This window comes from Streptomyces sp. NPDC056347, from assembly GCF_042262625.1.
Lineage (GTDB): Bacteria > Actinomycetota > Actinomycetes > Streptomycetales > Streptomycetaceae > Streptomyces.
Genome location: NZ_JBHJQP010000223.1, coordinates 1 through 11382 on the forward strand (window position 1 = coordinate 1; position 11382 = coordinate 11382).

Sequence of the window (11382 nt, forward strand, 5' to 3'; positions counted from 1 at the left end):
GCGACCCAACATCCCAGGACGAAACACAATCCACGGGATGAAACACCGGGAGAAAACGACCTCTGAGGACGACCAACCCGATCGAGTCGACCTTTGCGACCGTCCGGCTGCGGACCGAGGTCACCAAAGGGGCCGGCTCACGAGCGGCCGCACTTGCAATGGTGTTCAAGTTCGTGGAGCCCGCCCAGACCCGCTGGCGAGCCGTGAACGCGCCCCACCTCGTCGCCCTCGTCCGAGCCGGAGCCCACTTCGAACGCGGCTACCTCGTGGACTCGTGGAACGGTCGCAGACGACCGCAGCATGAATCACGAACAGGGTGGTGGACCTGCCTCAAAGTTCGAGATCATCCGATCATGTCGGATGACACGCCAGGACAGGACCTCCCAGCCGGCTTCGGGTTCCGGCCGTATTGGGGCGACGAGGACCACGGCCCCATGGCCGCGGTGCGGCTGGAATGTGTCGAACGGGACAGGGTCGACGCCCGTTCAGTTGTGGAAGGGCTCCCGACAGCCGCCGATATCGCCGAAGCCTCTGCCAAGCTGGACGAGCCGTCCAAGAACCAGGTTCTGGTGGTGCGCGACGGGAGCGTCGTCGGCTACTCGACGATCCGGTGGTGGCAGGAGCGGGACGATACGTGGCTGTACCTGCACCGCGGTTACCTCTTGCCCGAGCATCGCGACCAGGGCATCGGATCAGCCATGCTGCGCTGGGCCGAAGAGCGGATCCGCCGGCTCGTCGAAGAACATGGCACGGCGCGGACTGCAGTGATCGGTGCCAACGCCATGCTCTCCGAGCAGGACGCCACGGCGCTTCTGCTCGCAGCCGGCTACCGACGTGTCTTCAGTCTGGTCGAGCTGGAGCTGGGCGATCTGCGGCAGTTGCCCGAGCCGGGCAGCGAACTCCCTGCCGGGATACGGACGGGGCCGATCGGGACCAGCCACTACCGCGCGGCCTGGAGGACGGTCGTCGATTCGTATGCGGACGCCGGTTTCACTCAGAAATGGTCCTTCCAGGACTTTGTCGACACCGCCAACCCGGCATGCTGGAGGGCTGCCTGGAACGGGCAGGACATGCTCGGCGTGGCCCTCTGCTCCATCCGCGGCCACGACCACACTGTGGGCGAGGTCGAAGAGCTGAGTGTCCGAACGGACCAGCGACGCCTCGGAATCGGCCGGATCCTGCTGCTGGACGGGCTGCGAAGCCTTCGCGAGCAGGGTGCAACGACTGCCAGGTTGTACACGGGCACGGCAAATTTGCACCGATCCTACGATCTTTACGAGAGCGTGGGGTTCCGGAGACAGAACGAGTATGTCCGCTACCGCAAGCCGCTCGCTTGATCGACCGGTCATGGGACTGTCCAGTCGGTCCACAGAATGTGACAATGCCTCGACGGGGAAGGCCCCAGGCATCAGCCCACTGGTGGAGGAGATGCCGACGATTGCTCCCCGGCGCTCGCCCAGGCGGAACAGACGCTGCGCGACAAGGGCGCCGACCAGCTGTCCTTGTGGGAACCGGCCCGTGCCATCGGGGTCAGCCCCACACGCACGCAGCCGCCGCTTCAAGGCGAAGCAGGACTTGCTGGACGCCCTGGCGCAGTCCGGTTTCGAGTGACTGGCCGATGCCGTCGCCGCTTCTCAGGAGGGGGCGAGGTGGCGTTCGCTCAACGCCTCGACGCCGCGGCGCGCGCCCATGTGCGTTTCGCGGTGGACAACGCCGCGCTGCTGGAGCTGATGTTCTCGGCCAAGCGCAGCCCGTAAGCCTCGCCGGTACTGACCGCGGCGGCCCACCACTGGCGGGGCTCTTCCCGGAACCGATCGCGGTCGGCCGGCGCGGCGGCGAGGTACGCAACCGGCCGCTGGAACGTATCGGCCTTCCGGTCTTCGCCGCGCGCACGGGTACGTCGGCTCGTTCATCAGCGGGATTCTGCCGCACGGAATGACAGAGCACGGGCGCGACGACGTGACGGCGTCCATCCCGTGACGGGATGCGGCCGGCTTTCGGTAGGGACGGGCGGGCCACCGGGCGCGGGGAAGAGGAAGCGGGCGTACGAGGAGAGTACCGACCGGGACACCGCCGGCGACGCCGACGGTTCGCGCAAGTCGGAGCAGGTGTATCCATGCCGGCTCGGCGAGGGCAGCGGCCGGTGCGGGTGGCGAAGAAGCATCCCATCCGCAGGCTGGTCGGCTACGAAGAACAAGCGACACGGCACATGTTGCCCAAGGCCGGACCATCCCCGGGGGCGGTCCGGCCCCGCATCAGCGACAACACAAGGACCGGCATGCGATGGACGCCCCGCCCCCAGACGGCCGCATCAGGCCGCCTATTCGCCTTCTCCCCACAGCCGGAGCCCCAGAGGTGAACCGACCCGTCCCCTTCAGCACCGGCCGCTCCTGCGACCCTGTCCGCCACGACCTCGACGACGTCATGCAGAAGGTCGCCCACGGAGACAAACAGGCGTTCTCCACCCTCTACGACGCCCTCGCGCCCATGGTGTCCGGGATCGTGGTCAAAGTCGTACGCGACCGGGCGCAGTCCGAGGAGGTCGCCCAGGAGGTCATGATCGACCTGTGGAGGCAGGCCGCCCGTTACCGTCCCGACGCCGGCTCCGTGACGACCTGGGCCGCCACCATCGCCCACCGGCGTGCGGTGGACCGGGTCCGCTCCGCCCAGGCCGCCACCGACCGTGAGCACGCCCAGGCCGCCCGCGAGCACACCACCGCCTTCGACGAGGTCGCCGAGCAGGTCGAGACCCGACTGGAATCGGAGCAGGTCCGCCGCTGCCTACAGGGTCTGACCGAACTGCAGCACCAAGCGGTGACCTTGGCCTATTACCGGGGGCTGACCTACCGTGAAGTCGCCGAAGCCCTGCGCGCTCCTCTTCCCACCATCAAGACACGCATGCGCGACGGGCTCATCCGGCTCCGCGACTGCATGGGGGTGACCACATGAAACACCACGCCACCGACGCCCACACCCTCGCCGCCGCCTACGCCCTCGGAGCCCTCGACGACGGCGAACGGCGAGCCTTCGACGCCCATCTCCAAGCCTGCGAGGCATGCAGGCAGGAAGCGGCCGAGTTCGAGGCCACCGCGGCCCGCCTGGCCGCGGCCGTCTCCCAGCCGCCGCCCGCGGCGGCCAAGGCGCAGGTCATGGAAGCCATCGACGGGGTGCGTCAACTGCCCCCGCGCGTGCCCGCCCCCGCGGCCGTGCCCGCGCTCGGTGACATGCTGCGCCGCCGGGCCGTACCCCTGGCCCTGGCCGCCAGCGTCGTCGCCGCCGCACTCGGTGGCGTTGCCGTATGGCAGGCGCAGAACGGGCAGGGCCTCAAGCAGCAGGCCCGACGGGCCCAGCAGCAACTCGACACGGTCAGCGCCGTCCTGGCCGCCCCCGATGCCCGCACCGTCCACGCCAAGGCGGCCAACGGAGCCCTGACCACCGTGGTCTCCTCCGACCGGCAGAACAGAGCCGTCTTCACCGTCGCCGGCCTCCCCGCACCCGGAGCGGGCAGAACCTACCAGCTGTGGCTCGACCATGACGGCACCATGCGCCCCGCCGGACTCATCGACCACGACGGCACCGTCGTCCTCAGCGGCAACCCCGCCGACGCCGGTGCCGTGGGCCTCACCCTCGAACCCGTCGGAGGCTCCCCCCGGCCCACCACCGATCCTCTGCTCCTGATGGCCTTGCCGGCCTGATCAGGGCATACCACCGCAACCGTCGGCGACGTGCCGGCACCGACATACCGAATCGAGATCCCCCATGTCCCACACCCCGAAGATCGGGGACACCATCGGTGACTTCCGCCTGCCCGGCGGACACCTGGACGGCGAAACCTTCCAGCGGCGCGAGTACACCCTGCGCGAACAACGCGGAAAGCCCCTGGTCCTCGCCTTCTACCCCGGTGACGACACCCCGGTGTGCACCGCACAGCTGTGCTCCTACTCCGACGGCCTGGCCGACCTCCAGTCCACCGGGGCCACCGTGTGGGGCATCAGCCCCCAGGGACTCGACAGCCACGAGCGGTTCGCCCGGAACCGGAGCCTGCGCATGCCCCTGCTGTCCGACCAGGGACGCACGGTGGCGAAAGCCTTCGGGATCACGGCGCCCCTCATCGGGCTGCGCCGGGCCGTCTTCATCATCACCGCAACCGGCCGCCTGCACTGGAAACGCGTCACGGCGCTGGGCGCCACCTACCCGCCCGCCACCACCCTGACCGCACAACTCGCCGAGCTCCCCGCCTGAACGCACGTACGACTCCTGCGACGAGCCGTCGCACCGTCACGAATCTCCTCCAATCCGGCCGCCGGGCCGCTGCGAATCACGAGCGAGACGCAGCAGCCTGGCGGCGTACCGGAACGGTGGGAGCGGTTGTGACGGAAGAGCGGAAAGCGGCCGTCGTGGGAGGCGGAGTGGCGGGACTGACCGCCGCCTACATCCTGGCGTCCTCGTACGAGGTCACTCTGTACGAGGCGGACGACCGGCTCGGCGGTCACGCCCACACCCGCGAACTGCCGGAACCCGGAGGGGGCACGGTCGCCGTGGACTCGGGGTTCATCGTCCACAACGAGCGCACCTACCCCACTCTGCTCCGGCTCTTCCGCGAACTGGACATCGGCACGCAGGACGCCGAGATGAGCATGTCGGTCCGCTGCGACGGCTGCGATCTGGAGTACGCGGGGGCTCGCGGCCCGGCCGCCCTGTTCGCCTCCCGGGCCGCCCGGCACGCCCGCCATCTACGGCTGCTGGCGGAGGTACCGGTCTTCCACCGCGGCGCCCGCCGCCTCCTCGCCCGCGGAGCCCACTGCGGCGTCACTTTCGGGGACTTCCTGCGCAAGGGCGGATTCTCCCCCTACTTCGTCAGCCACTTCGCCCTGCCGCTGGTCGCCGCCGTATGGTCCTGCCCCGCGAAGACGGCCCTCTCCTACCCGGCCGCCCACCTGTTCACCTTCCTGCACCACCACGGCCTGCTGTCCGTCACGGGCTCCCCGCGGTGGAGGACCGTCACCGGAGGCTCCGCCGCGTACGTCACCGCCGCCGCGAAGCGCATCCAGCGCATCCGCACCTCAAGCCCGGTCGGCACCGTCCGGCGCACCGGCAGAGGCGCGCTGATCACCACCGGGGACGGCACCACCGACGCCTTCGACGCCGTGGTCATCGCCACCCACCCCGACCAGGCGCTGCGCATGCTCGCGGACCCGACCGAGGAGGAACAGCTGCTTCTGGGCTCGATCACGTACTCGCGCAACCCCACCGTGCTGCACACCGACACCCGGGTCCTGCCGCGCTCGCCCCGCGCCCGCGCCTCCTGGAACTACCGGATGACGAGCTGCGACCCCTCGGCGGAGCCCGTCCGCGTCAGCTACGACATGCGGCGGCTCCAGCACCTGCCCGAGGGCGCCGACTACGTCGTCACCCTGGGCGGCGAGGACGGCATCGCCGCTGACCGCGTGGTGGAGCGGATGGTCTACGAGCACCCGGTGTACACGGCCGCCTCCGTCGCCGCGCAGAAACGGCTGCCGCGCCTGGTCGACGGGGTGACCGCCTACGCCGGGGCCTGGCACGGCTGGGGGTTCCACGAGGACGGCTGCCGCTCCGGCGTTCGGGCCGCCCGGTCCCTGGGGGTGCGCTGGTGACCGGGGCCGCGCAACCCGCCGCACCTGCGGCGACATCGGCGTCCCCCACGGCGCTCTACGCATGCGTGATCGCGCATGCCCGCACCACCCCGCTGCGCCACTCCTTCCGGCACCGCACCTACCTGTGGTGCGTGGACCTGGACCGGTTGCCGGTGCTGCCCCGGCCGGTGCGCCCGCTCGCCCGGTTCGACGCCCGCGACCACTTCGGCGGCGGCACGGATTCCATCCGCGCCGGACTCGACGCCTACCTCGCCGCCCGCGGCATCGACCTGGACGGCGGGCGTGTCACGATGCTGGCGCACGCCCGGGTGCTCGGCTTCGTCTTCAACCCGCTCACCGTGTACTGGTGCCACGACCGCTCCGGCGCCCCCGTCTGCGTCGTGGCCGAGGTCCACAACACCTACGGGCAGCACCACTGCTACCTGCTGCGCACCGACGGCACCGGTGAGGCGGAGACCGACAAGACGTTCTACGTCTCGCCGTTCTTCGCCGTCGAGGGCCGCTACCGGATGCGACTTCCGCTGCCCGGCGACCGGCTGCGGCTCGCCGTCCACCTCGAGAACGAGGACGGCCGGGCGTTCACCGCCGTCGTCCGGGGCCGCCGACGCCCCGCCACCGTCCCCGCCCTGCTGTCCGCCGTCGCCCGCAGCCCCTGGTCGACCGCCGCCGTCTGGGCCGGTATCCGCCGCCACGGCATCCACCTGCTGCTGCGCGGCCTGCCCGTGCATCCCCGTCCCCGGACCGCCCCGCAGGAAGGCACGCCGTCGTGACCCAGCCCGCCCCCACGTCCCGCGGCCGCACCCGGCCGTCCGGCCGCCCCGCCGGGATCCCTCCGCAAACCGATTCCCCGCAGCGGACCCACCCCCCTCACACCACCGGCCCCACCGCGCCCTTCGCACGCCGTACCGAGGTGGACACGGAGCGCTGGCCGGACCTGGCCCTGCTGCCGGCGGCCGGAACCGCCCGGACCGCCCTGGCCGGACACCTGGTCGGCCGCGCCCTGGACCGCCTCGGTCTCACGGCGTCCGCCGCCAAAACCCCCGGCCCGCGGCTGACCCTCCACGACCCGGACGCCTTCCACCGGCGCATCGGCCACCACGGCCTGATCGGCTTCGGCGAGTCTTATATGGCCGGTGAATGGGACAGCGACGACCTGGCAGGCGTGCTGACCGTCCTCGCACGCCACGTCGACGAACTGGTCCCCGCCGCCCTGCGGTGGCTGCGCGGCCTGTGGGTGTCCGCCCGCCCGGCCGCGGACCGCAACACCCGCGCCGGGGCCCGCGACAACATCCAGCACCACTACGACCTGTCGAACGACCTGTTCTCCGCCTTCCTCGACCCCACCCTCTCCTACTCCTCCGCGGTCTTCACCGGCTTACCCGCCGACTTCTCCTCCCTCGCCGACGCCCAGCACCGCAAGATCGACCGACTCCTGGACCTCGCCCGGGTCGGCGACGGCACCCGGCTGCTGGAGATCGGTACGGGCTGGGGGGGAACTCGCCCTGCGAGCCGCCGCCCGCGGCGCCCACGTCACCACCCTGACCCTCTCCGCCGAACAGGCCGGCCTCGCCCGCGCGCGCATCGCCGCAGCCGGTCTGTCCGACCGGGTGGACGTCCAGCTGCGCGACTACCGCGACATCCAGGGCCGCCACGACGCCGTGATCAGCGTCGAGATGATCGAGGCGGTCGGCGCCGAGTTCTGGCCGTCCTACTTCACCGCGCTGCGCCGCGCCCTGGCCCCCGGCGGCAGGATCGCCCTGCAGTCCATCACCATGGGCCACCGGCAGATGCTGCACACCGCCGCCACCCACACCTGGATCAGCAAGTACATCTTCCCCGGCGGTCTGATCCCCTCCCGTCGGGCCATCGCCCGGCACTCCGCCGCCGCCGGGCTGACGACCGCCGCCGACCACGGCTACGGCGAGCACTACGCGGAGACCCTCCGCCTGTGGCGGGAAAAGTTCACCGCCGCCCGGCCCACCGTCACGGCCCTTGGCTTCGACACCGTCTTCCAGCGCATGTGGGAGTTCTACCTCGCCTACTCGGAAGCCGGATTCCGCTCCGGCTACCTCGACGTGCGCCAGCTGCTCCTCACCGAAGGGACCCACCGATGAAGCCCGCCGCCGACCTACTCGCCCAGCTCCTCGGCCACTTCCTCCCCGGCCCCCTCCCTGTACGGGTCCGCGCCTGGGACGGCAGCCAGACCGGACCCGCCCATGCCCCCCTCGTCACACTCCGCTCACCCGCCGCCCTGCGCCGCGTGCTCTGGCAGCCGGGTGAACTCGGCCTCGCCGAGGCATACGTCACCGGCGACCTCGACGTCGACGGTGACCTCGCCGACGCCCTGTCACGGGCCGGCTGGACCGTCCGTGCCCGGCCCGCCGCCCGCCTCCGGCCCATGGACGTGGCGGCGGCAGCCGCGCTCGCCGTACGCCTCGGCGCCGCCGGTCCGCCCCCGCCCCGTCCCCACGGGCGGGCCCGCCTCACCGGCGGCCTGCACAGTGCCTCCCGGGACGGGGCGGCGATCAGCCATCACTACGACCTGTCCAACGACTTCTACGCGCTGCTGCTGGACGAGTCGATGGCGTACTCCTGCGCCTACTGGACCCGGCCCGCCGGTCCCGCGTACACGCTCGCCGACGCCCAGCGGGACAAACTCGAACTGATCTGCCGCAAACTCGGGCTGCGCGCCGGGGACCGGCTGCTCGACGTCGGCTGCGGCTGGGGCTCCCTCACCGTTCACGCGGCCCGGGAGCACGAGGCCCGCGTCACCGCCGTCACCCTCTCCCGGGCCCAGCACGAATTCGTCACCGAGCGGGCCGCACGCGAGGGGGTCGCCGACCTGGTGGACGTCCGGCTGCGGCACTGGCGGCACGTCGACGGCGGCGGCTATGACGCGGCCGCCGCCGTCGAGATGGGCGAGCACGTCGGCGACGCCGAGTACCCCGCCTTCGCCACGAAGCTGCACGACGCGCTGCGCCCCGAAGGCCGGCTGCTGATCCAGCAGATGTCCCGCGGCGCCCATGCACCCGGCGGAGGGGCCTTCATCGAGACGTACATCGCCCCCGACATGCACATGCGTCCCGTCGGCCGGACCGTGGACCTGCTGGAGACCGCCGGCCTGGAGGTGCGCTCGACCGAATCCCTCCGGGAGCACTACACGGCCACCATCGACGCCTGGCGCGCCACCCTCGAGGACCGGTGGGACGAGATCCGGGCACTTGTCGGGGAGATCATCGGCCGGGTGTGGCGCCTCTATCTGGCCGGAGCCTCGCTCGCCTTCACCGAACGCCGCATGGGCGTCGACCAGATCCTCGCCGTGCGCCCCACCCGTGAGGGGGCCTCCGCCATGCCGACGACCCCCGCCACCTGGTACACCGCCCAGAGCCCGGCATGACCGGCACCGACTGGGGCGCCCTCGCCGTCAACCTCGCCGCCTGCGCGGCCACGGCGGGGGCAGTGCTCCTCGCCACCTTCGCCGTCGCCGTCCGCCGCGGCCTGCACCGCCTCGTCGACATCGCCTGGGGCCTCGCCTTCAGCGCCGTCGCCGTCGTCACCTGGCTCCTCTCCGACGGACACGGCGACGACGGCCGGCGCCTGCTCGTCGCCGCAGCCACCACCGTCTGGGGGCTGCGGCTCTCCGCGCACATCGCACGGCGCTCCCGCGGCCATGGCGAGGACCCGCGCTACACCGCCCTCCTGGACAAGGCCCCCGGCAACCGGACCCGCTACGCGCTGCGCACCGTCTACCTCGCCCAGGCCGCGCTCGTCTGGATCATCTCCCTCCCGGTCCAGGCCGCCTCCTACAGCACCCGGCCCCTGGACCTGCCGGCCTTCTGCGGGATCGCGGTCTGGGCCCTCGGGCTCGGCTTCGAGGCCGTCGGCGACCACCAACTGGCGCGTTTCAAGAAGGACCCCGCCAACCGGGGACGGATCATGGACCGGGGCCTGTGGGCCTGGACCCGGCACCCCAACTACTTCGGGGACAGCCTCGTCTGGTGGGGCCTGTACCTGCTCGCCTGCACCGCCTGGCAGCCGGCCCTCGCCGTCCTGCTCTCCCCGGTCCTGATGACTCTGCTGCTGACCGTCGGCAGCGGCAAACGCCTTCTGGAGAAGCACATGTCCCACCGCCCCGGCTACGCCGATTACGCCACTCGCACCAGCGGCTTCCTGCCGTTGCCCCCGAAGAGGCCCGACGCTGCCAGACCGACGGGCACCAAGTGAGCCAGCACGCCTTCGACAGCGGGACGGACACCGGGCTCACCTGCGACGACACGCCCTTGCGGTTCTCCGGAGTGCGGTTCGGACGCATCCCTTCGTCTACGCTCCTGCCTGGCGGAGGGCTTGCCGGACCGACCAGGCGACGGAGACGAGTGGGACGGCCACCACCGCGCCCAGGACGCCGGCCGCGATGGCGCCGCCGATCACCGAGAGCGCTACCACGACCGGGTGCAGCTGGACGGCCCAGCTCATGACGAGGGGGTGCAGGAGGTGGCCTTCGATCTGGCCGACGATGACGATGAGCGCGATGACGACCGCCGCCACGACGGGGCCCTTCGCGGCCAGTGCGACCACGGCGGCGACGGCGAGTGCGATCGGTGAGCCGATCAGGGGGACGAAGGCGGCGAAGAACTCCAGCAGGGCCAGGGGGAGTGCCAGGGGCACCCCGAGGGCGAACAGGGCCAGTCCCACGAGTACGGCGTTGGTCGCCGCCACGACGATGATGCCGTGCGTGTACCCGGTGAAGGTCTGCCAGGCGGCCCGTCCCGCGGTCGACACCCTGTCCCGGGCCGTTTCCGGGAGCTGGGCGCAGAACCACTGCCACTGCCGGTCGCCCGAGTGGATGAAGAAGACCGAGCAGAACACGGCGAGGACCATCACCGTCACCACCTCCACCAGCCGCCCCAGACCGCTGACGGCGGTGCTGAACACGGTGGAGCGATGGCCGGACAGGAACTGTCCGATCCGGGACTGGAGATGGTCGAGCGTTCCCCGGGCGAGTTGGAACGGCGGCCTCTCCAGCCACTGCTCGATCCTGCTGAGCCCGTCACTGAACTCCTTCTCCAGCCTGCCCTGCTCTCCGGCGACCGCCTCGCCGACCAGGCTCAGGACGCCGAGGACGAGGACGATGCTGCCGATCAGGGCCACGGCGACGGCCAGCGGGCGCGGCATCCGGCGGGCCAGCAGGTTCGCGACCGGCTCCAGGACCGCGGTGACGACCAGGCCGAGGAAGACGGCCGCCGCGATTTCGTGGAACCGCCCCAGCACCGCGAACGCCGCGTAGACGGCCGCTCCCACGACGAGGATCCGCCAGGCGTACGCGGCGGCGGTCCGCAGCGCGGAATTCACCCGGAGCTCGTGGCGCGGCCCTGCCCGCATCTCCCGGGCCCGTCCGCTCCGGGGGCCCGTCGGGCCCGTGCCGCGCGACAGCATCTGACGCGACGCGGCACGGATCCGGCGGCGACGCCCTTCGGACGGGGCGGCGGGACCCGTGTCGTCGGGCCGGGGGCGTGATGGCCTGGGCATTCCCCGCAGGTACCAGAAAGGGGGCCGGCCGGTCCGGCGGCGCGCGGCGACATGCACGGGACGTCACCCCGCAGGCGGAGCAGGGCAGGGGGTGACCGGTTCCGCAGCAGAAGGATCCATACACGTGACTGACGGTGCATCGAAGGCCACCGGGCTCTCAGAGGTCGTTTTCTCCCGGTGTTTCATCCCGTGGATTGTGTTTCGTCCTGGGATGTTGGGTCGT

At 71.5% G+C, this 11382-nt stretch carries 9 protein-coding genes and 2 pseudogenes; 10 read left to right on the forward strand and 1 reads right to left on the reverse strand.

Annotation, left to right across the window (positions count from 1 at the left end; genetic code table 11):
• Positions 1 to 62: 62 nt before the first annotated feature.
• The 10 genes and pseudogenes from ACFCV8_RS32775 to ACFCV8_RS32820 form a co-directional block, all read left to right on the forward strand.
• Positions 63 to 272: pseudogene (locus ACFCV8_RS32775) on the forward strand (IS256 family transposase); the annotation flags it as partial.
• Between the two features lie 81 nt (positions 273 to 353).
• The gene (locus ACFCV8_RS32780; protein ID WP_376689141.1) at positions 354 to 1337 is read left to right on the forward strand and encodes a GNAT family N-acetyltransferase; all 984 of its coding nucleotides are present in this window, start codon (positions 354 to 356) and stop codon (positions 1335 to 1337) included.
• A 1018-nt stretch (positions 1338 to 2355) separates the two neighbouring features.
• Positions 2356 to 2949 carry an ECF RNA polymerase sigma factor SigK gene (sigK, locus tag ACFCV8_RS32785; RefSeq protein WP_376689142.1) on the forward strand — a complete coding sequence of 198 codons (594 nt, stop codon included), beginning with the start codon at positions 2356 to 2358 and terminating at the stop codon, positions 2947 to 2949.
• Positions 2946 to 3695 carry an anti-sigma factor gene (locus tag ACFCV8_RS32790; RefSeq protein WP_376689143.1) on the forward strand — a complete coding sequence of 250 codons (750 nt, stop codon included), beginning with the start codon at positions 2946 to 2948 and terminating at the stop codon, positions 3693 to 3695. The genes sigK and ACFCV8_RS32790 overlap by 4 nt, the downstream gene beginning before the upstream one ends.
• Positions 3696 to 3759: 64 nt before the next feature.
• Positions 3760 to 4242: a peroxiredoxin gene (locus tag ACFCV8_RS32795; protein ID WP_376689144.1), complete on the forward strand. Its 483-nt coding sequence runs from the start codon at positions 3760 to 3762 to the stop codon at positions 4240 to 4242.
• Between the two features lie 167 nt (positions 4243 to 4409).
• Entirely contained in the window at positions 4410 to 5633 is a 1224-nt protein-coding gene (locus ACFCV8_RS32800; protein WP_376689145.1) for an NAD(P)/FAD-dependent oxidoreductase, read from the forward strand.
• Positions 5634 to 5698: 65 nt separating this feature from the next.
• Positions 5699 to 6403 carry a DUF1365 domain-containing protein gene (locus tag ACFCV8_RS32805; protein WP_376689146.1) on the forward strand — a complete coding sequence of 235 codons (705 nt, stop codon included), beginning with the start codon at positions 5699 to 5701 and terminating at the stop codon, positions 6401 to 6403.
• A pseudogene (locus ACFCV8_RS32810) lies at positions 6400 to 7747 on the forward strand (class I SAM-dependent methyltransferase). Before ACFCV8_RS32805 ends, ACFCV8_RS32810 begins: the two are co-directional and overlap by 4 nt.
• Positions 7744 to 9030 carry a class I SAM-dependent methyltransferase gene (locus tag ACFCV8_RS32815; protein ID WP_376689147.1) on the forward strand — a complete coding sequence of 429 codons (1287 nt, stop codon included), beginning with the start codon at positions 7744 to 7746 and terminating at the stop codon, positions 9028 to 9030. The pseudogene ACFCV8_RS32810 and the gene ACFCV8_RS32815 overlap by 4 nt, the downstream one beginning before the upstream one ends.
• Positions 9027 to 9857, forward strand: coding sequence for a DUF1295 domain-containing protein (locus tag ACFCV8_RS32820; RefSeq protein ID WP_376689148.1), 831 nt, complete (start codon positions 9027 to 9029; stop codon positions 9855 to 9857). The genes ACFCV8_RS32815 and ACFCV8_RS32820 overlap by 4 nt, the downstream gene beginning before the upstream one ends.
• A gap of 96 nt (positions 9858 to 9953) precedes the next feature.
• Here ACFCV8_RS32820 and ACFCV8_RS32825 read toward each other — a convergent pair whose 3' ends face one another.
• Entirely contained in the window at positions 9954 to 11012 is a 1059-nt protein-coding gene (locus ACFCV8_RS32825) for an AI-2E family transporter (RefSeq protein ID WP_376689149.1), read from the reverse strand.
• Between the last annotated feature and the right edge of the window lie 370 nt (positions 11013 to 11382).

What these genes read in the sequence shown, in the direction of transcription:
- ACFCV8_RS32780 (WP_376689141.1), top strand. Translation starts at nt 354, where the DNA reads ATGTCGGATGACACGCCAGGACAGGACCTCCCAGCCGGCTTCGGGTTC.
- ACFCV8_RS32790 (WP_376689143.1), top strand. Translation starts at nt 2,946, where the DNA reads ATGAAACACCACGCCACCGACGCCCACACCCTCGCCGCCGCCTACGCC.
- ACFCV8_RS32795 (WP_376689144.1), top strand. Translation starts at nt 3,760, where the DNA reads ATGTCCCACACCCCGAAGATCGGGGACACCATCGGTGACTTCCGCCTG.
- ACFCV8_RS32815 (WP_376689147.1), top strand. Translation starts at nt 7,744, where the DNA reads ATGAAGCCCGCCGCCGACCTACTCGCCCAGCTCCTCGGCCACTTCCTC.
- ACFCV8_RS32820 (WP_376689148.1), top strand. Translation starts at nt 9,027, where the DNA reads ATGACCGGCACCGACTGGGGCGCCCTCGCCGTCAACCTCGCCGCCTGC.
- ACFCV8_RS32825 (WP_376689149.1), bottom strand. Translation starts at nt 11,012, where the DNA reads ATGCGGGCAGGGCCGCGCCACGAGCTCCGGGTGAATTCCGCGCTGCGG.